23 protein-coding genes and 1 tRNA gene are annotated in these 26,586 nt (G+C 53.5%); 10 read left to right on the forward strand and 14 right to left on the reverse strand.

The genetic code is table 11. From position 1 onward, the window contains the following. Nucleotides 1–4 precede the first annotated feature (4 nt). From MLD66_RS01560 to MLD66_RS01600, 9 genes are all read left to right on the forward strand, one after another. On the forward strand, nt 5–1,444 hold the full coding sequence (locus MLD66_RS01560; RefSeq protein ID WP_247215187.1) for a hypothetical protein: 1,440 nt from the start codon (nt 5–7) through the stop codon (nt 1,442–1,444). Then, complete coding sequence (locus tag MLD66_RS01565; RefSeq protein WP_247215188.1) at nt 1,445–3,682, forward strand: type III-B CRISPR-associated protein Cas10/Cmr2; 2,238 nt, start codon at nt 1,445–1,447, stop codon at nt 3,680–3,682. After that, nucleotides 3,675–4,652 carry a type III-B CRISPR module-associated protein Cmr3 gene (locus MLD66_RS01570; RefSeq protein ID WP_247215189.1) on the forward strand — a complete coding sequence of 326 codons (978 nt, stop codon included), beginning with the start codon at nt 3,675–3,677 and terminating at the stop codon, nt 4,650–4,652. Before MLD66_RS01565 ends, MLD66_RS01570 begins: the two co-directional genes overlap by 8 nt. A gap of 2 nt (nt 4,653–4,654) precedes the next feature. Next, a complete protein-coding gene (locus tag MLD66_RS01575) occupies nt 4,655–5,437 on the forward strand; it encodes an RAMP superfamily CRISPR-associated protein (RefSeq protein ID WP_247215190.1) in 783 nt (260 codons plus the stop codon). Further along, the gene (locus MLD66_RS01580) at nt 5,434–5,871 is read left to right on the forward strand and encodes a hypothetical protein (RefSeq protein WP_247215191.1); all 438 of its coding nucleotides are present in this window, start codon (nt 5,434–5,436) and stop codon (nt 5,869–5,871) included. The genes MLD66_RS01575 and MLD66_RS01580 overlap by 4 nt, the downstream gene beginning before the upstream one ends. 294 nt (nt 5,872–6,165) lie before the next feature. Then, nucleotides 6,166–6,492 carry a hypothetical protein gene (locus MLD66_RS01585; RefSeq protein ID WP_247215192.1) on the forward strand — a complete coding sequence of 109 codons (327 nt, stop codon included), beginning with the start codon at nt 6,166–6,168 and terminating at the stop codon, nt 6,490–6,492. Nucleotides 6,493–8,451: 1,959 nt separating this feature from the next. Further along, nucleotides 8,452–8,781, forward strand: coding sequence for a hypothetical protein (locus MLD66_RS01590; RefSeq protein ID WP_247215193.1), 330 nt, complete (start codon nt 8,452–8,454; stop codon nt 8,779–8,781). Between the two features lie 42 nt (nt 8,782–8,823). Further along, on the forward strand, nt 8,824–10,395 hold the full coding sequence (locus tag MLD66_RS01595; RefSeq protein WP_247215195.1) for an RAMP superfamily CRISPR-associated protein: 1,572 nt from the start codon (nt 8,824–8,826) through the stop codon (nt 10,393–10,395). Nucleotides 10,396–10,731: 336 nt separating this feature from the next. Continuing rightward, nucleotides 10,732–13,113, forward strand: a complete 2,382-nt coding sequence (locus tag MLD66_RS01600; protein WP_247215196.1) for a 3'-5' exonuclease — start codon at nt 10,732–10,734, stop codon at nt 13,111–13,113. Nucleotides 13,114–13,175: 62 nt separating this feature from the next. Here MLD66_RS01600 and MLD66_RS01605 read toward each other — a convergent pair whose 3' ends face one another. The 8 genes from MLD66_RS01605 to psbZ form a co-directional block, all read right to left on the reverse strand. Further along, complete coding sequence (locus MLD66_RS01605; protein ID WP_247215197.1) at nt 13,176–15,224, reverse strand: thioredoxin domain-containing protein; 2,049 nt, start codon at nt 15,222–15,224, stop codon at nt 13,176–13,178. A gap of 189 nt (nt 15,225–15,413) precedes the next feature. Next, a complete protein-coding gene (locus tag MLD66_RS01610; RefSeq protein ID WP_247215198.1) occupies nt 15,414–15,956 on the reverse strand; it encodes a Uma2 family endonuclease in 543 nt (180 codons plus the stop codon). An 83-nt stretch (nt 15,957–16,039) separates the two neighbouring features. Beyond that, nucleotides 16,040–16,582: a Uma2 family endonuclease gene (locus tag MLD66_RS01615; protein ID WP_247215199.1), complete on the reverse strand. Its 543-nt coding sequence runs from the start codon at nt 16,580–16,582 to the stop codon at nt 16,040–16,042. 83 nt (nt 16,583–16,665) lie between these two features. Continuing rightward, nucleotides 16,666–17,205, reverse strand: coding sequence for a Uma2 family endonuclease (locus tag MLD66_RS01620; protein ID WP_247215200.1), 540 nt, complete (start codon nt 17,203–17,205; stop codon nt 16,666–16,668). 83 nt (nt 17,206–17,288) lie between these two features. Then, a complete protein-coding gene (locus tag MLD66_RS01625; RefSeq protein WP_247215201.1) occupies nt 17,289–17,816 on the reverse strand; it encodes a Uma2 family endonuclease in 528 nt (175 codons plus the stop codon). Nucleotides 17,817–17,870: 54 nt separating this feature from the next. Beyond that, nucleotides 17,871–17,942, reverse strand: a tRNA-Gly gene (locus MLD66_RS01630). Nucleotides 17,943–17,976: 34 nt separating this feature from the next. After that, nucleotides 17,977–18,507: a 6,7-dimethyl-8-ribityllumazine synthase gene (gene ribH, locus MLD66_RS01635; protein ID WP_247215203.1), complete on the reverse strand. Its 531-nt coding sequence runs from the start codon at nt 18,505–18,507 to the stop codon at nt 17,977–17,979. Further along, nucleotides 18,507–18,695, reverse strand: coding sequence for a photosystem II reaction center protein PsbZ (gene psbZ / locus MLD66_RS01640; RefSeq protein WP_247215204.1), 189 nt, complete (start codon nt 18,693–18,695; stop codon nt 18,507–18,509). Before psbZ ends, ribH begins: the two co-directional genes overlap by 1 nt. Before the next feature lie 131 nt (nt 18,696–18,826). On the opposite strand from psbZ, the gene MLD66_RS01645 reads away from it, so the two are divergent. Beyond that, nucleotides 18,827–21,016, forward strand: coding sequence for a phosphoketolase (locus tag MLD66_RS01645; RefSeq protein WP_247215205.1), 2,190 nt, complete (start codon nt 18,827–18,829; stop codon nt 21,014–21,016). Between the two features lie 125 nt (nt 21,017–21,141). Here MLD66_RS01645 and MLD66_RS01650 read toward each other — a convergent pair whose 3' ends face one another. From MLD66_RS01650 to MLD66_RS01675, 6 genes are all read right to left on the reverse strand, one after another. Then, on the reverse strand, nt 21,142–22,425 hold the full coding sequence (locus tag MLD66_RS01650) for an efflux RND transporter periplasmic adaptor subunit (RefSeq protein WP_247215206.1): 1,284 nt from the start codon (nt 22,423–22,425) through the stop codon (nt 21,142–21,144). 76 nt (nt 22,426–22,501) lie between these two features. After that, entirely contained in the window at nt 22,502–23,584 is a 1,083-nt protein-coding gene (locus MLD66_RS01655) for a glycosyl transferase (RefSeq protein ID WP_247215207.1), read from the reverse strand. Beyond that, nucleotides 23,581–24,045, reverse strand: a complete 465-nt coding sequence (locus MLD66_RS01660; RefSeq protein ID WP_247215208.1) for an RES family NAD+ phosphorylase — start codon at nt 24,043–24,045, stop codon at nt 23,581–23,583. Before MLD66_RS01660 ends, MLD66_RS01655 begins: the two co-directional genes overlap by 4 nt. Then, nucleotides 24,045–24,470, reverse strand: coding sequence for an antitoxin Xre/MbcA/ParS toxin-binding domain-containing protein (locus tag MLD66_RS01665; RefSeq protein ID WP_247215209.1), 426 nt, complete (start codon nt 24,468–24,470; stop codon nt 24,045–24,047). The genes MLD66_RS01660 and MLD66_RS01665 overlap by 1 nt, the downstream gene beginning before the upstream one ends. A 92-nt stretch (nt 24,471–24,562) precedes the next feature. Beyond that, a complete protein-coding gene (locus tag MLD66_RS01670) occupies nt 24,563–25,279 on the reverse strand; it encodes an ABC transporter ATP-binding protein (RefSeq protein ID WP_247215210.1) in 717 nt (238 codons plus the stop codon). A 14-nt stretch (nt 25,280–25,293) separates the two neighbouring features. After that, nucleotides 25,294–26,511, reverse strand: a complete 1,218-nt coding sequence (locus MLD66_RS01675; protein WP_247215211.1) for an ABC transporter permease — start codon at nt 26,509–26,511, stop codon at nt 25,294–25,296. Nucleotides 26,512–26,586: the final 75 nt, after the last annotated feature.

Genomic DNA, 26,586 nt, shown 5'->3' on the forward strand with positions numbered 1-26,586 from the left:
AGATATGCCTAACGTGGTACTCCAGATTTTAGGTACGAGTGATGTTCTGGTAGATGGAAAACCGGGACGGGAGCTAATTACTGGCTTTAATCTGGATGACATGCAAGAAATTGCTCTGGATATTAGGGATGAATTGCTAGGGAATCTGAATCGTGTGGATTTTCCTTTAATTCGTCAGGCACATCAGTATTTAGAAGAATCCCCAGAATTGGTGGTGCTTTTGACGGATCAAACGGATTGGTTTCTCGCTCACCCTGCAACTGGAGAAGGATGGCGGGAGATCATCTCCTCCGATGGGCATTGGTGGGAAGAGGTGTTGCTGGCTTGGGCTGAAAACCAGGGTATTCGCTGTCATTGTGTGCGCTTTAGGGTACCGCCTGAGGTGGAATCGGGGGTTGCGGATTGGGAAGGCATGGCAAAGCAAGTAACTGAGTTTTTCAACCAATTTATTCAAAATAGCCAGATTCATTTACCTAATGGGCAAGTGCTTTCTTTTGAGACGCTTTTTATTCAGCATAGTAGTGGGACTCCGGCGCTGAGTAGTGCCCTGTATTTGTGGGGAATTGAGCAACGATTGGAGGGACGAGCGGTGGAGTTTTTGTATCTGTCTCGGCAGGGGGAAGAACCCAGACAACATGATGGCTCCCATTGGCAGTGGCGGTTAAAGGTGCCTCAGATTCGGCAATTGTTGGCAGTGCAGGATTTTGCTGGGATTCTGCAATTGGTGAAGGGAGATGTAAACAAGAATGTGGAAAAACAAATCTGGCGATTGGATCGGGCGGTGTCTTTCAATTTGCAAGCGTTAAATCTGGGGCTAAATCCTGAAGCAGAAATTTTGGAGCGGCTTGCGATTGCGTGTTGGAGTGAGCGAGCCTTTCGGGAGCGGGGGCAATGGATGCACTGGATTTTCAGAATCGCAGGGGCGTTTGAGTTGGTGTTGAAGTGTTTGCTGGTACAGCAGGGGCAAGGGCAGTTTGTATGGCAACGTCAAGAGGATAGGTCGGTAGATTTATTCCATGAACATGAGCCTGTTTTTGCACCCATCACAGGGATTGCCAAAGGTATTTCTCAAGGGAGTTTTGAAGGCAAGAAAAATTATCGAGATTTCACCTATGAGTTCGAGCCTATTCCTAGTAGCCCAGCTCTGGTTCAATTTCAAAATTTCTATTGTAATGCTCCGGGCTGGGTGCTAAATCAAGGTACAACGATTAAATTTGCCGAGATTCGGAATGACCTTTATCATGCCCTGCAAGGGGATGTGATTAACCAAGCCTTGGATCAAAAGACTCAGCAGTTACGATGTGTTACTCACTCAGACCACCCGGCGCAGGTGGCGGTGGGTCATCTGGAGTTTTTGATTGGGTTGGCAGGGATGCAGGGCAAGGTTCAACAGCGGGTGCGGGACTATCAAACGCAAGTGCAAACCATCGAGGAGCAACCGTAAATGGATTTGGAGCAATGGTTGGTTCAACAGCGGCGGCTCTATGGGGGCGGAGTGCCGGAAGCGGAAACGCAGTTGGCAACCCATCCGGTGAGCGGCGAGTGGCAAGCATCAGGATATTTACGCAACCAGTTTTGGTGGGGCGGCGGGGCGAGTCGGGAAGCATGGCGGCAGATTGAACAGGACTTGGAAAACCGACCCGAACTGACTCAGGTGGCGGCGTTGACCTTTGGACCGGTGCAGACCTTTTTAGGGGCAGGGCAACGGTTGCGGGACTGGGCGGTGGCCTCCTGGTTGTGTCATTACTTGGCGGCGGTGACGGTCTATCGCTGGCAGGAGCGGGGTGGGGTGGTGCTGTTGCCCCGGCACCAGGGGGTGGATTTGGTGCGATGGTTGCGGCAGACCGACGATAGCGGGGGGGAGGGCTTTTGGCGGGCGGAGTTGCCCAATGTGTTCACAGGGTTGCATCCCGACCAACCAGGGTGGATTGAGGGTCAACGGCGGGTGATCCGGCAGGAGTGGTTGCGGTTGATTACCGCCCTGGAAAGGGTGGTGGTGGCGCGTTATCCAAGGTTGCTCAATGGGGTCGGGTGGCGGGTGATTCATCGGGATCATGCCTGTTTGTGGACGGTGTACGCCGAGTCGGAGCCGATGCGGGCGGCGGGGCTGAGTGAACAGATTGGCGGATTGCATAAACAGATCGAGGAACGGAAATTAGCAAGGCGGTGGCAGTATCCCTGGTGGGGGGGGCGCACCAGTCCGACGGCGGGCAGTCTTTCCACATGGCACCCGGGGCTGAAGCCGCTGGATCAGGGGGGAACTTGGGGGATACCCGATGAGCAACTCCAGTCCTGGTGGGAACGGGTGGCTGAGGGCAGTGGCTTGGCGGGCTTGTTTTCTAAAGAGGAGCGGTTGAACAGTTTGGAGATGGTGAAGCGGTTGGCATCAACCCCGGATGTGATTGAGTCGGTTTTGCACGAATTGTGGGGGAAGCAACCCCCGGCTTGTCCCTGGGAGCGGTTCCCGGATCAGACGGCAACGGCGGCGGCTTGGATTACCCAAGTGGTGAATCCTGGGGTGTGGAATGACCAGGTGGAAACGTTTAACGAACTGATTTTTGCACAGCAACCCTTGACCCATTGGGGCATCCCTGGGGTGGATCGGGCGGGACAACGATTTGCCCATCCCAGGATTTTGGAGCGGCGGACGGTGCGGGATCAGGCACCGGAATTGCTGGATGAGTGGGAAAACGAAAAGCTGGCGGGTTGGGAGCGTGTGATCGAGTGGACGGTAGGCTGGCGGGGGGATGGGGACCAGATGGGGCAATGGCTATCGGGCACCCAGTATCAGGCGCGGCAATTGGCTTGGGAACGCTGGCATCTGGATGGGGACAAAATTCAGAGCTATGGGTTGGGGATTCAACCGCCGGTGATTCCGCCTCAGCCCCGACAAATTGAGTTGCCCCACGTATTAGACCTGTCGGTGTTGTTCAGTTATTGGAATGGGGTGTTGTATCCGCTGGTGGAAGATCACCATCTGGGGCGGGTCATTTTTGCCGGTGGGGATGATTTTCTCCTGCTGGGACCCATTACAGAGGCGGTTGCATTGACCAGTGATCTATTAAAACTCTGGCGGGGGTTGCCCAATCCGGTGACGAGTCCGTTGGAACCGCCCTGTGATGGTTGGGTGCGGCGGGGGAACGAAATTTATCCGGTGCCGGGGGAAAAGATGGATTTTAGTTTGGGGGTGGTGATTGCCCAGCGACGGATTCCCCAATCCCTTTGGCATCGCAACCTGAATCAGGCGTACAAGCAAGCGAAAAAGCTGGGGCGCAATCGGGTGTGTGTGCGGGTGCTGTTCAACAGTGGGCAGAGTTTGGAGTGGGTGTGTCCCTGGCCCCTCTGGACGTTGCTGATGGAGGAGGTACAGCCGCAACGGGATGCGAAACAGACGGAGTTGAATCGCTGGGAGAAATTATTGGGCTATGTGGAGAGTACCCGCCTATCCTCCCAGGCGCAGACGGTGTTGGGGGTTGGCTCCCTGATGCGGACCTTGTGGGCGAGTGTGGGGATTGAGCCGGAGGGGTGGGATCGGGTGTTGGAGTATCGGCGGCGGTTTCCGAGGGAACTGGAGCGTTGGGATTGGTGGCTGAGTTGGATCAGTTTGCGGGGTTTTTTGGCGCGGCAGGAGCGGGAGCGGCAACGGTGGATGGAGTTGGTGGGAGGGCGGAACCATGCCTGAAAATACGGTGAATTGGTTGACCTTGACTCCGGCGGGGCCGTTGAGTTTGGGCAATTTGACCCCGGTGGGGCAGAACAGTGGGCAGGTGGGCTGTCGCTGGCCTCCCAATGGGCATCAGTTGGCGGCCTGTTTGGGATTGCCCAGTTCGGCGCAGTTGTGGGGGCCGTTTTGGCATTCGCTCGCTTTACCCCAATCCTTCTATGTGCCGTTGCCCTTGCCGGTGTATGCCTTGGATGAGGGCAGGGATGAGGTCACGCAAGTCTTTCGCCTGCGGGAGGTGGGGGGCTATTGGCAGTCTCGACCGGAGCATGAAGGGCAACCGATTGAGGTGGTGGGGGGTTCCCTGCTGATTACGGCGGTGGGGTTACGCCGTCTTTGGCAAGAGAAAACGGTAGAAGCAAAGGAGTTGGTGCAGTTGCCCTGGCGGACGCTGACGTTGAGCCACAACAGCCGCCACGATTACCAAGTGCGGGAGGAGGGGGGCTTTTTTGCGGAAATGACCACCTTGATGGAACCGGGCTGGTCAATCTTAGTGGGGGTTTTGGGGGACTATGAACCGCCGCAGTGGGGGACTTTGGGGGCGGGGGGGATGCCGGTGGCGATTCAGTCGGTGCGGTTGCGGGGTTGGGAGTGGCTGGGGGAGGAATGTGCCGGGGCAACGGGCGGGGTGTTGTTGACCGGGGCATTGTGGAGCAAACAAACCTATTCGGTGCCCTATCCTGAGGGGGTGCGGGCCTATGCGGCGGAAACCGGGGTGCCCTGGCAATCCTGGAAAAAGGTGAAGGACCGGCAGGATGTCTCCAAGCGGGTGACGGTGTTGACTCCGGGGGAATGGCTGACTCCGGCGGGGGCGGTTTATCTTTGGGAACGGGGTTCTCCGGTGCAGCGGTCGGGGCCAATGCCTGACCCTTTTCATCGGGATGCGTTGGGGTATGGACATCTTTGGTTGTTTCGAGATGAGGAAGGATAACGATGGCAAATGAGTGGTTGGTGTGTTTGTCGCCGGTGCATATTGGCGGGGCGGATAGCGATAGTCGGGGCAACAATAATCCGGTGTTTCGCCTGCCGGATCGGATGCCTGCGATTCCGGGGAGTTCCCTGCGGGGGGCACTGCGGGAGGATGCGGAAAGCCAAACTGCCTTCCGGGGCTATGTGGTGAACTGGTTTGGGGGGCCGACGGACAATATATCGCCGGGGCGCATTTCCCTGGGGTGGGGCTGGCCGGTGTGGTGGCCGGTGCATGTCTTGGGCTATGGCAATTGGTGGGTGAGTTGTCCGGCTTGGCTCAACCGTTTTCAACAACTGAATCACCGCTCCCCGTTTAACTTTGCCCCGGATCAGGTGTACATGACCCATCCTGACTTGGCAAGGGGTTCTAACCTGTATTTGCGCTGGCTGAAGTTGACCAATATCCAAAAATGGACGGAACCCTTACCGGCTCCAGAGGGGGTGACGGCGGAATGTCGGATTGTGGTGCCGGATCATTGCATCAATCTGATTGTGGATATGGGGTTGGTGCGCCAGCCCAGGGTGAGTTTGCGGGATGAACCGGATGCTAGGGGCAATTTGGTGGAAAATTTGTTTGCGGTCGAGGGGTATCCACCGGGGGCGGTGTTTATGTTTAGCTGGACGGTGCGCCAAAAGGTGGAACATCTGGAGGAGTGGCAATCCTTTTTGGAGGGGGATCACACCCTGGGGGGATTGTGGAGTGTGGGTTATGGCAATGTGCGGATTATGAACATTGGGGGGGCATGATGGCGGTCGAACATTACGATTTGGACAGGCGGGTTTTTGACCAACTGCACCGGGGGATACAGCATATCCAGGATTGGCAGGGGGCGGCGAGTGGCATTGCGGACTATGTAGCCACCTGGGGGCTGGAGCGGTTTTGGTCTATGTCCCGGTCAATGGCTCTGCTGGGGGGGGCGATCCCGGCACCGGGGCAGGGCAACAATGAACAACGGCGTTATTTTGCCTGGGGGGTGGCACGGCTGGTGTTGGCGGAGATTGTGGGGGCGGAATTGCGGATACGGGGGGATATGACCACCCAGCAGTTTCAGGAGCGGCTGGGAGAATTGAATTTTAATCAGCAGGTGTTGATGAGTGACCTGTTGATTGCCATTGCGGAAACGATTCAGTTTTGGACAATGCGCCTGAAGGATGCCCGAGATGCTGACATGGATGCCTAACCGCCAACCCCAACCCATGCCCTCAATCCCCGATTCTGTGGTAAAGGTCGGCGGAGTGGCTCCTACACGGGATTTGCAGGTTTTACAGGGGCGTTTTTGGGCAAAATGTACTAACACCTGTAGGGGGTCGGCGGAAATGGACGCTGGAACCCGCTCTGGGCAAAGGGTGTAGAATAGGGGAGTCGCAGACCTTCTCAGAAGGTAAAGGCGTTGAAACCAGCTCCCAGTCAACCTTCCCTTCAGTGCCACGGTACTGTCGCAGACCTTCTCAGAAGGTAAAGGCGTTGAAACCAATTGCACAACTGTCTGGGGGCCGCCTACGTTGAGAAGTCGCAGACCTTCTCAGAAGGTAAAGGCGTTGAAACCCGCCTGTCCAAGGTCGGGTACGCCTCTCTTGAAGAGGCGACCGCTGCGGCCATGTCGCAGACCTTCTCAGAAGGTAAAGGCGTTGAAACTGCCCTGGTAACGCTGAGGTTTATGTCAATGTTCAGTCGCAGACCTTCTCAGAAGGTAAAGGCGTTGAAACTTCAGGGGCCATACGACCCCCACGAAACAGCCCTCAAGTCGCAGACCTTCTCAGAAGGTAAAGGCGTTGAAACATGCTCAAACATGAGCACATAACGCCCGTCGTCGAGTCGCAGACCTTCTCAGAAGGTAAAGGCGTTGAAACTCCGGCCGGGGTGTCCAGGCTTCAGGGCTTTAATTTCAGCCCGTCGCAGACCTTCTCAGAAGGTAAAGGCGTTGAAACTTGAGCTTCGGAGGCAGCTTTGGGTTGGAGAAGCAACTACGTCGCAGACCTTCTCAGAAGGTAAAGGCGTTGAAACCGTACCTTCATAAGTACGCGCACCCACGGGTCGCCAGTCGCAGACCTTCTCAGAAGGTAAAGGCGTTGAAACCCCAAGGGCACCGGGCGCCACCCGGCGGAAATATACAGTCGCAGACCTTCTCAGAAGGTAAAGGTGTTGAAACAGCAGTAGAGGATGATCGTCCAGCCCCCACCCTGGATCAGGGTCGCAGACCTTCTCAGAAGGTAAAGGTGTTGAAACAGGGACGGGGCGATCGCCACAGGCGCTTCCCAGACGGTCGCAGACCTTCTCAGAAGGTAAAGGTGTTGAAACTTGAAGGCAGCCCCAGCCTTCATTTCCAAGTCCTCCTTGTGTCGCAGACCTTCTCAGAAGGTAAAGGTGTTGAAACTTCCTCCGGCTTTCGGTGGTCGGGTAGCACCGGTATGTCGCAGACCTTCTCAGAAGGTAAAGGTGTTGAAACTAACGCCAAGAGCGTTCGTACTCCCGGCGGTCACGCGTCGCAGACCTTCTCAGAAGGTAAAGGTGTTGAAACTGGTCGTAGTTGTACCCGTGTGCCTTTGCACAATGTGCGTCGCAGACCTTCCCAGAAGGTAAAGGTGTTGAAACGATTGCAAAAAAATCTCCATGCAAACTTGAGAATACGTCGCAGACCTTCCCAGAAGGTAAAGGTGTTGAAACTCCGGGACTGGATGCGAGCCGGCCCGCGCATATATAAGTCGCAGACCTTCCCAGAAGGTAAAGGTGTTGAAACCGAGTGGAATTTATCCTCTACTGCCCGGAGCAGTAGGTCGCAGACCTTCTCAGAAGGTAAAGGTGTTGAAACTTGGTGCCAGAGGGCGACCATCTCTCGTTCCGGGGGTCGCAGACCTTCTCAGAAGGTAAAGGTGTTGAAACCGAGTGGAATTTATCCTCTACTGCCCGGAGCAGTAGGTCGCAGACCTTCTCAGAAGGTAAAGGTGTTGAAACTTTGCCCCCCATCACCTTGACCAATTTCTGGTAGATGTCGCAGACCTTCTCAGAAGGTAAAGGTGTTGAAACTGCCTGAATTTCGGCCTCAAGCTCGGCATCGAGCCGAAGCGTCGCAGACCTTCTCAGAAGGTAAAGGTGTTGAAACTGATGGCTCCGGATGTAGACCTTGACCATCCGGCATTTGTCGCAGACCTTCTCAGAAGGTAAAGGTGTTGAAACCCCCAAGGGAACTCATGCTCGCCAGGAGCATAACCTGTCGCAGACCTTCTCAGAAGGTAAAGGTGTTGAAACTCGAGAGATGTATACCACCAGTGGGGAATGTATTTGAGTCGCAGACCTTCCCAGAAGGTAAAGGTGTTGAAACGTGAATTGCGGCTCTTCTACCCCTCCCACAATGCGGTGTCGCAGACCTTCCCAGAAGGTAAAGGTGTTGAAACCGGAATCTAGGTCAACGGTCAACCCAGGGACGAACCGTCGCAGACCTTCCCAGAAGGTAAAGGTGTTGAAACTCATTCGTAGCAAACCAGTTCGGCACCGGGTGAGAAGTCGCAGACCTTCCCAGAAGGTAAAGGTGTTGAAACCTTGTAGCGCTCCACCAACTTCTCGTTGATTTCCCCAGTCGCAGACCTTCCCAGAAGGTAAAGGTGTTGAAACCACCACCGCCGAGTCTGTTTATCAAGGGGGAGGTTTGTCGCAGACCTTCCCGGAAGGTAAAGGTGTGGAAGCCTTTGATTCAAACGGCGGAGAAAATGGAGATGTAATCGCAGATTGTTCCAGAAGGTAGTTGCAACCAGTAGGAATGTATATGCTAGATTTCCAACCACTGCTCTCTTATCTCTGGAAATTCAACCTGAGAGAGTTTCAGCTTACCCTCATTTACCAAGGCATCAAAGGAGAATGTGAAATCAAGGACAGCATAAAGGATCGTATATGTGAAACCGGTGAAGATTGGGATGCCGAAGACTTAGTTGCATCTATACAGCTTGGGCGAATTTGCACTCCTCTCCTTAAAGAGTGGTGTAAAAAGCTAGGAGTGGATATAGATGAGATGTCTCAGGGGAGTATCCAACTCACTATCCAAGGAGATGAAGCTCACCTGCGGATCAAGATGAACGATATAGAGAAGCTTTTTTAGCTTCTGAACGACTCAACAAACACTCACAAAGGATGGTGAATTATGCCTTTACGTCCACTTTTACCGACCCAACGCTCCCGCTGGTATGGAGTGAAAAAACATCCCGACGACCCCGATAGAGAATGCGGCTACACCCCCCAAACATCCGACATTCCCGATAAGCCAGAAAACAGAGACATTACCCACGCTTGGAATGGCAAACCCTTTGCTACTTTCCAAAAAACTGCTGATCCTCACACCATTTCCATCTCAGACCTCAAGCTCATTAGTCCACTTCAAATTGGCGGCGGTAGCTTTCCCGAAGGGGGCATACTTCCTGCCCAAGTTGCCGGTATTCCCTGGATTCCCGGTTCGAGCATTCGTGGTTCTTTCCTGCATTATTTGCGCCAAAATTGGCAGAATATCCCCGCCGAAGAACAAGCCTTTTGGGAAACATTATTGAATGACGACCACACCGCTTGGCGACCCAAAAAGATTCGCTTTGAAAATCTCTTTTTGGATAGATCACATCTCAAACCTTATCCACTGAACGCTCAGCAATCTTGGCAAGTATTTGGAGAGGCGAATAGAAATTTAGGCGTACAATGGCAACTCCCCGCTGATATAGGCATGAATGCCCCCAAATATACCCTCAGCATCACCCTCAAAGACATCCCCACCCAAGCTCAGAAAACCTGGATCATCCAACGGGTGAAAGAAATGTTGTGCTCTCAGGGTTTAGGGCGTGGCGTCCATGCCGGATTTGGACGAATGGCAGAGAGGATTCCCACCACCGGGCAATGGGAAATTCATTTGCAAGGGATGAAACCCTGTGTGCAACAACACATGACTAAAAGTGGGCAAGTAACGCAACCAGGACAATATCGCTGGAGTCCCCAAGTTTTACGGGCAAATTTGCGGGGTTGGTTTACCCGTTTAGCTTTGCCTTTATTGGGGAGAGAAAACACTGAGAAATTAACCAATCAAATCTTTGGCGGCTTAGGTTGTCCTGCCGATTTAGTGCTGTGTAGTTTTAGAACTACCGACCGACTACCCGACCTCAGCATGGAAGATAAATTAGCCAATGGCTATGCCAACATACCCGCCCATGATGCTCATGAAACCTGGGCAATTCGTGTTGAATGCAACGAGCGATTTCAGCCCCTAATTGACAATCTTTTGAACCTTGCCCAACAACTGGGTGGACTGGGGCCTGGTTGGAGACGACCGCCGCACCAACTCACTCGTTTTAGGGGCTTTCGTGGCAGTCAATTCACCATCAAAAATGTCGCTCCCTTGCCTTTAACTGAGCTAATCAATACGCTTCATGACCAGGTTAGAAATTTGGCTGGAGAGTATGGTATTCCAGTTTTAAGACAGCCTTATCGTGGCATGGGGTGCATCGTCAGCATTTGGGAGTCAGAAGAACCTGATGCTTGGGAAGCGATTGTGCATGGGGTGTGTCGGACAGAAAATAATCCTGGTCGCCCTGCCTGGTGTGGAGATTCACAGCATCGTCCCTCTGGATACGCCGTTAAAAAACTTGCAGATCGGTGTCGGATTACTGTATTTGATCCCGATGTAGAACCCACTTTGCGCCAGCAACAATTTAATCGAGTATGGACGAGGGTTTAGTTCTGAAAATTTAGACAGCTTAATTTACTTGAGAAACCTCAAATTTCCAGGTAAATAATCGCTTAATTTTTTGCGAATTACCTGATGCTCATCCTATAGGCGGCTGATGGTAATTTTTTTTGCTAAAATTTGAAGCCAACTAATTTCTAAGTACAAACTATATTGTGGGAACCTTAATTTATTTGAACCAACCCTAAATCCCATCGTAAAAATGCCCATATTACCCAGAACCAAGGGCGGGGGTTGTCCCCTGCGACCACTAACTTGGAATTGATAGAGGTACCCTTATTTATATTGATAGATTGAGCCGATGATCACCCCAGGATTTTTTCTGCCATGAGCTACCTGGTCATTGACACCGAAGGCAACCCCGACCTCAAGGAAATCGCCCTCATTGACAGTAGCGGTCAGGTCATCTACCACGCCCACAGCCAAGAATACGCACCCGACCACCCCCAGCCCAAACCCCTGGCGCAAATCGTCGCTGACCTACAACGTCTCGCCCAAAACAAACTGCTGATCTTCCACTACGCCGACCACGACCTCAAAATTCTCCAACGTGCCTTCCAAAAAGCCCGCCAACCTTGGCTGTCTAACCCCACCTTTTGCACCTGGTTAGCCGCTAAGCAATACTTCCCCAACCTCGCCAGCTATAGCCTCGAACACCTCAGCCAACACCTTGGCATTCAACTGGCAAGCGGTTACTTCAACCCCAACATCGCTCACGATGCCAGCTACGATGCCCTTTTTACCTATCACCTCTACCGCCACCTCACCCACGCCCAACTCAAAGCCCAAAATCTCCCTAACCCGTTTGCCAACAGCAAAGTTGACCATCCCTTCCAGCACTATCCCGATGACACCACCACCTATCACGCCCAGTACCAGCAACTCACCGCCGCCCTACAAGACATTCAACAGGATGCCAACCACCAGAGCCGGGGGGTGATTCTCTTGGGAGAACCCGGTTCCGGGAAAACCCATCTCATCATGCGGGTCGCCCAAAATTTACTCTGCCACAACCGTCTGCTGTTCATCCCCCAGCCTACCCATCCTGACAACATTTACCACCACATTTACAGCCACACCCTTGAATCCCTGCGGGAGTATGTGGATGACCACCACCACACCCAACTGGATTATCTGATTGCCAAGAGCTTTGTGGAAATCCTCAAAACCTTACCCCAGACCCAAAAAAATCAAAACCTTCTCGCCGCCCTCACTGCCGACCCCCTCAATCTGTTTCACCGCCTGGGAGCAGAGGGTACGGACCGTCGCCGTCACCAATGGCAACTCATCGAAAAACAAGTTCTGCGCTGGTGGGCGGAGCGTAACTTTCTCACGGGTGCTACGGAAAGCCTCCTCAAAGGCATCATCAAGTATTGCAGTTACACCGACCCGAACCGTCGTCAACAGATCATCCGCTGGCTCAGTGGCAATGACCTGAACCCGGAAGACACCGCCTTGATTGGTTTACCCGCCTGGAGTGCCGACCTCGACCGCAACACCTTTGCCCTGGAAGGGATGAAAGTGATTGGCAGACTAGCCCTGCTCGACCAACCGCTGATCATCGTCTTTGACCAACTGGAAGCCCTGGGGCGGTCAGAAAACCGAGACATCCTGCTCAACCTGGGGGATGCCCTCAAAGAACTCTTGACCCTGATCCCCAACAGTTTATTCATCCTGAACCTTTTCCCCGACCGCTGGCAACACTTCCAAACCCAATGGGATCGGGCTACCCTCGACCGCCTCTCCCAAACCGTCATCACCCTCAATCCCCCACCCCTCCCCCAGTTGCAAAAACTCCTGCAAACCCGCCTCCCCTCCGACATTCACCTCTCAGCCCTCTTCAGCCCCGATGACCTGGACGACATCCTCAGCCAGCCCTCCATCCGTGCCATGCTCAACCGTGCCGCCGCCTACTACCGTTACACCATCAACGGCATCCCCCTCCCCCCGCTGATACAGCCCCTCCCCACCGCCAGCGACTTACCCGCCCGTGTCCAACGCCTGGAAGCCGAACTGCAAACCCTCAAGGAACTACTCATTCCCCTCCTGCCTAACGGTACCGCCATCGCCCTATCCCCCCCTGCCCAACCGGACACCCCCTCGGTGGGTCTCATAGAAGAACTGGAGTGTTATCTCAGCAATACCGAGAAGCTACTACGTGTCAAGTATTTTGACGAGGCAATCATTGACAGCACCGCCGACATTGGCAAACTCCGCACCATCCTCAATGCCCTCCAAGCCATCCATCCCCTGCCCATGAGTACCCTCAAACTGAACAAACGCAAACTCCCAGACCATCTCTATTTCCCTACCCAAAAGCGGGTGGTCGCCTTGATCCAAGTAGCCGCCAGCAGTATGTACCGACAACTCCAAAACTTTAACCAACTGGTGATTTCCCACCCCGAACTGCAATTCCTTTTGCTACGAGATGCCCGTCTCCCCCCTCCTTCCAGAACCGCTACTGCCACCCAATCCGCCCTTGCCGCCCTGAACAATAGTGAAAATGGTCATTATGCTCTGCTTCCCCAGGACGACCGCATCCATCTGGAACTCATGCACAAGCTGATTACCGACATCCAAAACCGAGACTTAGAAATAGACCTTACCCAAGCCGTCCGCCATTATCTCCAACACCAAAAGCCCCCACTCATCGCTTGGATTCTCGGGCAATCCCCCACCTTTGTAACCCACCACAGCAATAATCACTAGATTTACCAAAAGAGTCGTAAGGGTACCGCCCCCGTAAAAAGAAGTGCCCCCATATCTGAAGGTTAGGACTGATAGCGAGCCAATTGTTCTAAAGCCATTGCCAAGGAAGTCGCTGGTTCCTGGCACGTCAAACCTTGGCATACTAACGCTACCCCAGGGATGTCCGTCGCTGATTGCAGTACAGTGGTTGGGAAAAAGTGGGAAGCAATCTGTGCCAAAATCTCCGGTTGCGCCTTCACCTGTATCGGGTAAAACCAAGCATCCAGGGCAGTCACCAAACTTGGGCAACTTTGGGGAGCTTCCTTTAAGATTTGCCCAAACGCCTGCAATCCCCGTTCCGCCCGCTCCAGGTAGGTCAAATCCCCGGTCAGTAGGGACAAACGCACCAAATTGGTCAGCGCAACCCCATTGGCTGAGGGAATGGCATTGTCCTCACAGGGACGTTCCCGTACCAGTAAATCCCCACTCGCCCCCATCGCCGTAGCGTAATAACCTTGTGATGCACTACTCCAATACTGTTCATCAAAATTAGCCTGAAATTCTTTCACTTTAGTTAACCAAAACTCTGCATTCATTGCCCCCGTTAGACCAACTGCCATTTGATGCAAATCCAGCAGGGCTTTGATCCACAGGGCATAATCTTCCGCCTGGGCGATCACTGCCACCTGACCATCATAATTCAGGCGATAAAATTGCCCATTGACCCATTGGGATTGGAGAATAAATTCAGCGCATCGGCTCGCCAATTCCCCATAATGGGGTTGCTGAAAGACCACCGCCGCCCGTGCCAAACCAGAAATCATCAAACTATTCCAAGCCACGATCATCTTGGTATCCGTGACAGGGGGAATGCGTCCTGGCCAATGGGTCGTTTTAGCTTGCTGGGCATCCACTGCCGGTGGGAATTTTGAGCATAGTTCAGGAGTAGAGCCATAGCGGTGGGCAAATAGTTTATCCAATGCGGATTCTACCACCGGGGATAAAGCCCCCCCCTGTAACCGTTGCAGAACAATCAAGCCCTCAAAATTGCCAGCGGGTTCAATATCAAAAGCAGATGTTAAGCCCTGGAATTCCGGTTCTGTTAATAATTCTTGTAATTCCTGATAAGCCCATACATAAAATCGCCCTTCCTCTGGTTCCAAGTCTTCAGAATGCACAAAATTATCCGCATCCTGGGCGGCATAAAAGTAACCCGCTTCCGAGCGCATTTCCCGTTCTAACCAAGCTACGGTTTTTTGCACCGCCCGCCGCAGAGAATCATCCTGAATCCCCGCACTCCACAGATTACTGATGTATTCCAAAATCAAGCCATTGTCATACAACATCTTTTCAAAATGGGGCACTGTCCAGGTCGGGTCAACCGTGTAGCGATGCCAGCCCCCCGCCACATGGTCAAAAATGCCCCCCAGCACCAGATTGATCCCCCTTTGTACCGCCGGATGTTCCGTACCCAAGGGCGCACCCCGGCGACTCGATTGCAGTACCGCCTGGGCGTAGGGAATCATGGGAAAAGAATTTCCCGGCCCTTGGTACGCCAAAATACTGGTGGCTTTGCGATAGCCATTGTCCAGCATATTTTTATCCAATGTACTGAGGGCTGGCAGTTTGCCGGGGGATTCCAGATATTCCAAAATCTGGGATTTAACCAATTCCACTTGGTCTTTGCCCTGGTCGTATCGCTGTCGTACTGCCCGCAAAAGTTCTAAAAAGCCGGGACGACCGTAGCGGGGGGTGAGGGGGAAATAGGTGCCGCCGTAAAAGGGAGCCAGATCATAGGGGTCAAGGAACACATTGAGGGGCCAACCCGCCTGCCCAATCATCAACTGCACCGCCTGGATGTAGATATGGTCAATGTCCGGGCGTTCCTCCCGATCCACCTTGATGGGTAAAAAATAGCGATTCATTATCTCCGCCACCGCCTGATCCGAGAAGGCTTCCCCCTCCATCACCGTGCACCAGTGGCAACTGGAATAGCCAATCGAGAGAAAAATGGGTTTATTATCCTGGCGAGCTTGGGCAATGGCTTCCTCACACCACGGCCACCAGTCAATGGGATTATGACCGTGCTTACGCAGGTAGAGACTTTGGGCATGGATGAGACGGTTAGCCATAGGTGCGCTCAAGGGGTGACTTCTGCTTCCCAGTGTAAAGCCCTTATGGATATTGAGCCATGCCAATATTTCTGTGATCACCAAGTTCTGAGTAAGCCGGTAGTCCTTCACACTACCAAGTCGGGGATGCTTTTTAGATAGGCACACGAATCAGATTGACAGGCAAATTGTGCTTTTTCTCGTTCATCATCACCCCAGGATTTCATCAACCCCAAAAACAAATTCCGGGAATTGCAGGGGGGTTAGGGATTGCCCCCGGCGCAAAATCTGCGGCTCCTTTTGGCGGTAAACTTCTAAACAATCTTCATCCAGGTTAACTAACCAAACTTCGGGAATGCCTGCTGATAAATATAGGGGAACTTTTACCCCCCGGTCGTAGGTAATGGTGGTATCAGCAACTTCAATGACCCAGTAAATGTCAGGGGGTGTGGGATGCCCCGCCAAGTAAAAATCATCCCGCCAGCGGACAATTGCCACATCCGGTTGGGGTTCCGAATCCGCCAGGGTAATCGGGTTTTGGATGCGACATCTGGCTTTTTGTCCCAAACGGTTGAGCAACAAATAAACGAGGCGGTCAACCCCAGCGGCGTGACGACGGTTGATTGGTGACATTTTGACAAGCTCTCCGTGAATCAATTCCAGCCGGTCATCGGGGGCAAAAATGCCAGCATCAATCATCTGGTGATATTGCTCGACGCTGAACCGGTGGCGAATCATTTCACTGGGGGACATGAATTTACTCCGTTGGGTTATGGTGGGTAATTTTCCCAGTTTCTTAGATGTTTATTAGTCGAAAAAATGACTATTTTGCATCATTATCCTAACAATTCATCAACCCCAAAAACAAATTCCGGGAATTGGATGGGTGTTAGGGATTGCCCCCGGCGCAAAATCTGCGGCTCCTTTTGGCGGTAAACTTCTAAACAATCTTCATCCAGGTTAACTAACCAAACTTCGGGAATGCCCGCTCCCAAGTACAGGGGCACTTTTACCCCCCGGTCGTAGGTAATAGTGGTATCAGCAACTTCAATGACCCAGTAAATGTCAGGGGGCGTGGGATGTCCCGCCAGGTAAAAATCATCCCGCCAGCGGACAATCGCCACATCCGGTTGGGGTTCCGAATCCGCCAGGGTAATCGGGTTTTGGATGCGATGCAAAGCCCTCCGATTTAACCGGTCAGCCAGTAGTAAATTTAAGCGGTCAACCCCAGCGGCGTGACGACGGTTAATTGGTGACATTTTGACAAGCTCTCCGTGAATCAATTCCAGCCGGTCATCGGGGGCAAAAATGCCAGCATCAATCATCTGGTGATATTGCTCGACGCTGAACCGGTGGCGAATCATTTCACTGGGGGACATGAATTTACTCCGTTGGGTTATGGTGGGTAATTTTCCCAGTTTCTTAGATGTTTATTAGTCGAAAAAATGACTATTTTGCATCATTATCCTAACAATTCATCAACCCCAAAAACAAATTCCGGGAATTGGATGGGTGTTAGGGATTGCCCCCGGCGCAAAATCTGCGGCTCCTTTTGGCGGTAAACTTCTAAACAATCTTCATCCAGGTTAACTAACCAAGCTTCGGGAATGCCCGCTGATAAATATAGGGGAACTTTTACCCCTCGGTCGTAGGTAATAGTGGTATCCGCAACTTCAATGACCCAGTAAATATCAGGGGGTGTGGGATGCCCCGCCAAGTAAAAATCATCCCGCCAGCGGACAATTGCCACATCCGGTTGGGGTTCCGAATCCGCTAGGGTAATGGGGTCTTGAATGCGCTTCATTGCTCGCCTCCCCAAACATTCTAAAAGGTAACTGATACGGGCACAACAGGCGGCGTGGCGGCGGTTAATTGGTGACATTTTGACAAGCTCTCCGTGAATCAATTCCAGTCGGTCATCGGGGGCAAAAATGCCAGCATCAATCATCTGGTGATATTGCTCGACGCTGAACCGGTGGCGAATCATTTCACTGGGGGACATGAATTTACTCCGTTGGGTTATGATGGGTAATTTTCCCAGTTTCTTAGATGTTTCTTAGTCGAAAAAATGACTATTTTGCATCATTATCCTAACAATTCATCAACCCCAAAAACAAATTCCGGGAATTGCAGGGGGGTTAGGGATTGCCCCCGGCGCAAAATCTGCGGTTCCTTTTGGCGGTAAACTTCTAAACAATCTTCATCCAGGTTAACTAACCAAACTTCGGGAATGCCCGCTCCCAAGTACAGGGGCACTTTTACCCCCCGGTCGTAGGTAATAGTGGTATCAGCAACTTCAATGACCCAGTAAATGTCAGGGGGCGTGGGATGCCCCGCCAGGTAAAAATCATCCCGCCAGCGGACAATTGCCACATCCGGTTGGGGTTCCGAATCCGTTAGGGTAATCGGGTTTTGGATGATATGCAATGCTTTTTGGTGCAAAAGTCTCCCTAAAATTATGTTGAGACGATTCACTCCAGCGGCGTGACGACGATTAATCGGGGACATTTTGACAAGCTCTCCGTGAATCAATTCCAGCCGGTCATCCGGGGCAAAAATGCCAGCATCAATCATCTGGTGATATTGTTCAACGCTGAACCGGTGGCGAATCATGGGCTACCCCCCGCAACATACCCAATTGCTCCCTGTTTTCATTCCCGAAATCTAAGCGGGTAACGCGATTCGAACGCGCGACATCAACCTTGGCAAGGTTGCGCTCTACCACTGAGCTATACCCGCATGGATTTTTATTTTAACCTGTGGATGTACCATGTCAAGCACGGGATTCGGGCAAATCCGCCACCCGTGGCAGGGACGGGGCATAGGGGGAACGCAAAGACCGCACTTGGCGCATTAAACTCGCCATTTCCAGGGCATTCATGGCATATTCCCAGCCCTTGTTGCTTTTCACCCCCGCCCGCTCAATCGCCTGTTGCAAATTATCCGTGGTGAGAATGCCAAACACGACGGGCACGCCGGTCTGAAACCCAGTGGCGGCAATCCCTTTGGCAACTTCGGCGGCGACATAGTCAAAGTGGGGCGTATCCCCCCGAATCACCGCTCCCAAGCAAATCAGGGCATCATAGCGTTGGGTTTGCGCCAATTGATGCACCACCACGGGAATTTCAAAACTCCCCGGCACCCAAAAATAATCCACCTGGGTATCCACATTCACCCCATGCCGTTTGAGGGCATCCTGACACCCGTCCAACAGCTTGCCCACAATCAGGTCATTGAACCGACCAATGACAATGCCCAGGCGCAACCCCTCGACATCGGTAAAGGCACCTTCAAAGACTGTCATTAGATAAACAATACATCCATTAAGCCGACCGCAATGACTAACAATGTCCAAACCCCGGCACCCAGGTAAATTACCCGTTGATACCGTTGCCATTCCCCAGGGGTCGCCAGCACCACCGGCACGCCCACAACCAACACAAAGGACAATACCACCAACGCCAACACCAACGCCTGAAATAAAATGGTCATCGTTTTGCTCCCAACACAGCCCATCTATCAGGCTATCAAAAAGTGCGCCCCGGCAACCAAAACCTCCCCAGCCCGGACAAACGATATTACAATGCTCAGTAATTCCCTAATTTCCTCGCCGTAGGTGCGCCATGACCGTTTCCCCCGCCTTTTGTCAGGGCATTGATTATTTCGGTTCCCCCTGGCACCTGTGGTCGGAGTATGCCAGTGAGGCGGTTGTCAACCCCAAAACTGGGCGGATTGATGACCCCCATGACCCTAAAGCGGTGTATCAAACCCTGGTGGCGGCGGATGCCCTGCGCTATTTGGTGGTGCAAACCACAGCCAGTAAGGCTTCAGGACATCCGGGGGGCTTTGCCAGTTGTGCTGAAGCGATGGCGGCGTTGGTCATGCTGGGCTACAAAAATATCCCCACCGAGGTCGGGCATCATGCGCCGGGGTTTTACAGCCTACTGTTTTTGGATGGTTCCCTGGAAGCGATGGGGATTACTACGGTTGCCCAAATGCGGGAGAAATTTCGGGAACTGCATGGATTACTGGGGCATCTGTCGGGAGCGATTCCGGGGGTGTTGTCCCCTGCGGGTCCCTTAGGACAAGGTCAGCACTTTGCAATGGCTGGGGCTTATCTCCATCCTGGGGTTTTGTTCCCGGTGACGATTGGGGATGGGGGGTTGGGGGAACCCTATGTGATGAGCAGTTTTCAACATTTCCATACGGCATTTCCCCAGGTGACCAATTTCCTGCCGGTGCTGGTCTGGAATGGGTACAGCCAAGAGCATCACAGTATGGTGGCAACGCTGGACAATGAACGGATGGAACGGTTTTGGCGTGCCAGCGGGTTTGCGGAAGTAATTTTGGTGGATGCCAAAGCCTTTGACGACCAGGGGCAACCTGGGGACTACGTTGACAGTACTTTATTTAGCTTGGAGCAACGGCTGAAATTTACCGAGGCGGTACTCACCGGGCTAGACCGGGCGGCGCAAAGTGCCTTGAGTGGGAATTTAACCGTTTTTATCATCAAACAATTGAAGGGGGCAGGGGTACACGCCCGGGGTGCCAAATCCCATAATCTTTATGCCCAACATACCTTACAAAATCCTGACATTATCCAGGCGTTGCAACAGCGGGCATTACCCCCGGAGGCTTGGACATTGGTGCGGGAGAATTTCCAACGGGCGGGGGGCGGTTCAGCTTCACAAGTAGCGGTTACGGAATCGGTGCGGGCGTTGCCAGCCTTACCCCAATTTACCCAGCAGGAATTTCCCCTGGGGGACAAGCAGGTAGCGACAACGGCGGTGGGGCATCTGGTGGTGCAATTAGGGCAAAGCGACCCCAAGTTTTTGGTTACGAATGCGGATGGCAACGAGGCTTCCGGGATTGGCAATATTAACCAGGGCTTGAAAATCATTCACCCCACTGTAGATACGTTGTACAACCAATCGCCCCAGGGACAGGTGTATGAACCCTTGAGCGAGGATGCCTGTGCGGGGTTGGCGGCGGCGTTGTGTCTGTTGGGGGGGCGTTCCCTGTGGTGTTCTTACGAATCCTTTGCGATTAATGGACTTCCCATCTGGCAGACCGTGACCCAGGCGATGGCGGAATTGCGGCGACCGACCCCCTCGACGATTGCCTTGTTTACGGCGGGGGCTTTGGAACAGGGGCGCAACGGGTGGACGCACCAACGCCCGGAGATTGAGGCGTACTACATGGCGTTGATGCACAACGGCAATGTTTATCCCCTGTTTCCGCCGGATGCCAATTGTGCCCAGGCGGCGTATCTGTGGGCGGTGCGGACGTTCAATAAGGGGATTGCCATTTTTGCCAGCAAAACGCCCTTGCCGGTGCGGACGACGTGGGAACAGGCACAGGCGGGGGTGGAACAGGGGGCGATTGTATTACAGGAAACGCCTGGGGAACGGCTGGTGGTGTTGGCGGTGGTGGGGGATATGGTGCTGTTGCCGGTGTTTGCGGCGGTAGAGCAATTAAAATCCCAGGGGATTGGTACACGCATTGTCAGTATGGTGAATTTACGGCGGCTGTGTCGTCCCCAGGATGTGGCGTGGTCACGTTGTGCACAGCCGGACGGGGATTTTATGGAGGATGGGACGTTTGCGCAATTCTTTAGCGGGGATGCGCTGTTGGGGATTACGGGGGGACCGGTGAGTACCCTGGAACCTTTGATGTTGCGTTCCCAGGTGGCACGGCGGGAGATGCTGGGCTGGCAACGGGGGGAAACGACGGCTACGCCGGGGGTATTGATGGAGTACAACGGGTTGAGTGGGGAGCGCATTGCTCAGCGGGCGATGGCTTTGTTGGGGTAGGGAAAATATCACTTTTACTGTACAATGTTAGTATAACAAACTCTCTATAGGGAACTGCCTTTGCCTGGGTATTGTCCCCAGATTTTTATGAACATTCGTTCCCCAAGTGTGCCTAAAAATCCTGGCTAATTCTCCGGCACCGTCCCCTTGGGCAAGTCAATAAATACCCGTTCCCCGGCTTTTAAGCCCTGCAAGACCTGGGTGTATTCATTCAGCGTTACCCCCAAAACCACCGGCTGAAACTGGGGTTTGCCTTGGGCATTGGGTACCAGCACCCCGGTTTTGCCCCGTTCCGTCACCACTGAAGCGGTGGGAATCGTCAGGGCTTGGGGCAACTGTTCGCCGATAAAGACCACATCCACATTCATCCCCGACCGCAGGCGATTCTGCCCCGTGACCAGTTGTACCCGCACCTCAAAAAAGGTGACATTTTGTTCCACCACCGCTTCCGGCGCAATCAACGCCACCCGCCCCCGAAAGGTTTCCCCTGGATAGGCATCCGCCTGAATTTCCACCGTCTGCCCAGGGCGAATCTGGCTGATGTCCGTCTCCGCCACCCGGGCAATAATTTCCAGGTCGCTGGCTAATGCCACAATCGAACTCGAAGTCGCCGAAGACGTGGCGGAAGTGAAACTGCTGGGGGTGACAAATGCGCCCACGGACGCATACCTCTGGGTAATGATCCCGTCAAAGGGTGCCCGAATCACCGTATCACTAATCTGTACATTGATGGTACGCAGTTGGGCTTGGGCGGCGGCTACCTGTGCCCGTGCCTGGGCAATCGCTTCCACCCGTGTCCCCGCTTGCAATAAATCCAACCGGCGTTGGGTCTCCTTTAAGGTGGCTTCCGCCGTCGCCTCTTCCGTAATTGCCGCATCCAGGGTGTCCTGGGCAATCGCTCCCTGGGCAAAAAGTTCCTGATTCCGTTGCCGCCGTTGCCGTGCCAATTCATAACGGGACTGAGCCGCCGCCACCTGCGCCCGCACCTGGGCAATTTCCTCGGGACGATTCCCCCGCTCCAACTCCAGCAGTCGGGCTTCCGCCTGGGCTAAATTGGCGAGGGTTTGTTGCCGACGGGCTTGCAATTCCCGGTCATCCATGCGGGCAATCACCTGCCCCCGGGTCACCCGCTGTCCCTGCTCCACATTCAACGCCACCAACTGCCCAGACACCTTCGGGCTGAGATTCACCCGTTGCTGTGGCTCCACCCTGCCGCTCGCCGGTATCCGCACCGTTAAATTCCGGGGGGTCGCAGGTACAGTCAAAGTACTTATATCCGGTTGATTGCGTTGGCGGTTCCCCCGCACCCACAGCCCGGCTCCGAAAAGGATCAAGACCGCCACCCCAGCGATGACCAACCACCGGGGAACGACCTTAACGGTTTTACCAACAAAACTGATGGGAGCCATAGGCATCCTGGCGGGGTAGGGAATTTTTCATATCTTTAATAATTGTAAAGACTTTTTTCCGGGTCAGGGGGTTCCTTCAGGAGCCAAGGGCAGTGGACAACGCCTGGGCAATCCGGGAATTCCCATCGGTTGCCAACCGCTCTGGGGCTTGGGGGGGCAAGGGTTCCCAGCGCAAAAATTCCCAGGGATGGCTGTAAAAATCGGCGACGGGGATCACCCGATGGTAGCAGTACTTTGCCAACCCCTTCAGCAATAAATCCGCTTCCGCAAAACCCCGCCGTTCCAGGGAATAGATGGGTATGCCCAAGCGATAGGCTTCCGAGTAGGTGCTGTAACCGGGTTTGGTCACCACTTTGCCACACAAGGGCATCACATCCGCAGGACGATAGGGGCTGTCCAGACACCGGCGCAGGTTGGGTAACGGGGGGGCTTGGGGGTCAAAACTGAGGAAACACCAATCGGGAAATTGGTCGAAATCCTGGTAGGGAACCCCCTGCACACCGTAACCGCCAAATGCCAATAAAACCGTGCGTTCCAGCGGGGTAGAAATCTCTAATTTGTGGCGAATTATCTCCACTGGAAAACGGGGATTTTGTCCGGTTAAACCCACATCTATTTTACTGGGAAATGTGGACATTTCTTCACAAAAAGGCAGACGAAATAACCGCTGACAATAACGATACCCTTGGGCATATTGGTCGGCTAAGTCCCTAAAATCATCCCCCCAACTGCGGTAGATAAAATCCCAGCCAAAATTACTCGCCATCCAGCAGGGAATCCCGGCTTTTTGGGCAATCAAACCCGCTAGCGCCGGAATGTCGGCAAAAATTAAATTCACCCCCGTTTTTTGCATATAGTCCGCTTCCTGTTGCACCCGCATTTCGCTTTGTTGGGCTAAGATTTCTAAAGCTGAGCGGGTTGCCTGGACATCCTGGATCAAGCTATCCTGTTGCACCACCCCCACATCCAATTGCACCGGGCGATGAGCAAATGGTTTGTCCAAATAACGTTGCAAAACCGTTGGGGGTACTTCAGTCGCCAGGGTTAATTGTAGATGGGGCTGAAGCGCCAGCAATTCCTGAATCACTGCGAGGGTGCGGGTGACGTGCCCTAGTCCGTGTCCACTGATGGCAATGTATAGGTGGGGTGGGGTTTTCATTTCCACATTCTCGAATCAAAAGAAAACGGTTGTGCTTCATGGACTTGAATTTGCGAAAAATCAGGATGATTGGGATTAAGTAGAATATTTTTTTCTTGGGGAATAATCACGGAAGGAACAATCAGCGCCACTGTGGCATTTGACCTAACCCAATTGTCACCCAAACGGGCAAGGCTACTGGGGGCTGGAAAACTTCGCCAATTATCAGGGAGCATTGTTGCAGTAATTTCTGTTTTTTCTACCGTCTCAGGAATGGTAGCAGAAATTGCCACTAGTGATAAATAATTGGCATCAGAAATTTCCATGTGAACAAACATTTCTAAAGCGGCAAGTGACAAACTACTAGAACCATAAACAACGGCAATTCCTTGGCTATTCCACCGTCCCCCAAATTGTCTTGCTCCTTCACCCGTAAATGCGCTGGTGGCATATTTTGTTTTGGTAATGCGCCAAATCTGCATCAACTCAAGACCCCATGTTCAATCCTCCCCAACAGATTGCTCACGTCAAGTGTACCGGCATCCGTATCCAGAAAATCTAAAGGAATCCCTCCCCCCAAAGCGGGATTGGGACGTTTGAGCCAGGCTTGCGCCGTTTCTCGATTTTCAAAAACCGCTTCTGCTTGCGCCACAATCCGGGCAAGGCGATAAATCCGGTCAGAGCTAATTGGATCAAGACGGGTTTGATGATGCCGCTTCCGGGTCAAGGTACGCTCAGAAATTCCCACCAATTTCGGCACCATCGCCGATTTCAACTTCAAATAGTTCACGATCCGAGGTAAAACTTCCGGGGGAAATCCCGACTGAATCGCCTGTCTCACTGATGTTAACTCATTGGGTACCTCCAACCCCAGAATTTCCAGGGTTCTGCTATCGGTGGCATTCATCCCTTGACCTTAAAACGACAGATGTCTTCCATTATAGAGTCATTTGTCCAAAATAATTCATTTGGTTCTAACATTTGATACTAATTTTATATTTACATTGTCATGATGGCGTGCTGGACATCTTCCGGGCGCAAATGATCCTGAAGCACCTGCCCATCCCGGAACCAGATGATCCGTTCCGCCCTGCGAGCAATGTCTGGTTCGTGGGTCACCATCACAATCGTTACCCCTGCCTGGTGCAGTTGGGCGAATAATTCCATCACCTCATGGCTGGTGCGGGAATCCAAAGCCCCGGTGGGTTCGTCCGCCAGGAGTAAAGCCGGTTGATTGACCATCGCCCGGGCAATCGCCACCCGTTGTTGTTGCCCGCCGGAGAGTTGGGTAGGTTTATTCTCCAAGCGATGTCCCAGCCCCACCTGTTCCAGAGCCAGGCGCGCCCGCCGTTGCCGTTCCCGGGGCGGTACCCCCGCATACACCAGGGGCAGGGTCACATTCTCCAGGGCGGTGAGTTGGGGCAGGAGATGGAACTGCTGAAACACAAACCCAATCTGCCGGTTACGGATGTGCGCCAACTGGGCAGAGGTACAACCTGCCACATTCTCCCCCTGGAAGTAATAATCCCCGGCGGTAGGACGGTCTAAACAGCCAATGATATTCATCGCTGTGGACTTGCCGGAGCCGGAAGTTCCCATGATGGCGCAGTATTCCCCGCTTTGGATGGTCAGGGACACTTCCCGCAGGGCGTGGACGAGGTTATCCCCCTGTCCATAGGTTTTGCTGACCCGCTCGAACTGGATTAAATTCCCCACTGCCCCATGCTCCCTTATGCGGTTCGCAAGGCGACAATCGGGTCTAATCGGGCGGCTCGTTGTGCCGGTGCCACCCCAAACACCAGTCCAATCGTTCCCGATACCCCCACCGCCAGCGCCACTGCTCCCCAGGATACCTGGGCAGATAGGGGCGTGACCAGGGCAATGGTGACCACCCCCGCCGTTCCCACCGCCGTACCCAACACCCCCCCAGCCATCGCCAGCACAATTGCCTCCAGCAAAAACTGTTGCAAAATATCCCGTTCCGTCGCCCCAATCGCCTTGCGTAACCCAATTTCCTGGGTACGTTCGGTCACGGAAACCAGCATGATATTCATGATCCCAATCCCCCCCACCAGCAGGGAAATGCCCGCCGTTGCCGCCAGCACAATCGTCAAGACCCCGGTGACATTCCCCGCAATTGCCACCGCTTCTTTTTGGGTGCGGATATAAAAATCATCCTCATCGGTAATCTTGTGCCGACGGCGTAATAAATTCGTCATCTGAAACTGGGCGGCACTCACACTCGCCTCATCCCGCGCCGAGACGGAAATAAACCCCACGGTCAATCCATAGGGGGAACGGCGGCCCGTGAGTTGATTCGCCATGGTGGTCAGGGGAATGTAGGCCGCATCATCCCGGTTACTGCCCAGAAATGCCCCCTTGGGTTCCAGCACCCCAATCACGGCAAAACTGAGATTATTCAGGCGTATCCGGTTGCCCAGGGGGGAACGGTCGCCAAATAATTTTACCGCCAAATCGCTCCCCAGCACCACCACCCGGCTGTGCCGCTGCACATCCAGTTCGTTAAAAAACCGCCCCCCCGCCAGGTCAAAACTCTGCACCCGGAAAAAATCCGCCTCCGTGCCCGTGACATTGGTGCGGGTGGTGCGACTGCCGTAGCTGGCCAAAAAACTGTCACTGATCTGGGCGGCAACCCACCGGGCCGCTGGGACTTGGGTGGCAATGGCCTGGGCATCCTCCCAGGTGAGGGTAGCGGGGGGTTGAATTCCCCGCCGTCGGGCATCCTCCCGCCCCGGCACCACAAATAAAACATTGGTTCCCAAGGAGGCAAATTGCCCCTGGGTATAGCGTTGGGCGGCCTGGCCTAGCCCCACCATCCCAATCACGGCGGCATTGCCGATGACAATTCCCAGCACGGTCAGGAAACTGCGTAACCGGTTGGCGGCCAGGGTGCGGGTGGCCATCCCCAGGGATTCACGAATGTCCATAGAACCAGGGGGCAAAGGGGGTACAATACGGGTGGACGGAGGGGGAGCAAAATTGTGCCACAGATGGTTTCTTTT

The organism is Synechococcus sp. C9, assembly GCF_022984075.1.
In the GTDB taxonomy this organism is placed as follows: domain Bacteria; phylum Cyanobacteriota; class Cyanobacteriia; order Gloeomargaritales; family Gloeomargaritaceae; genus Gloeomargarita.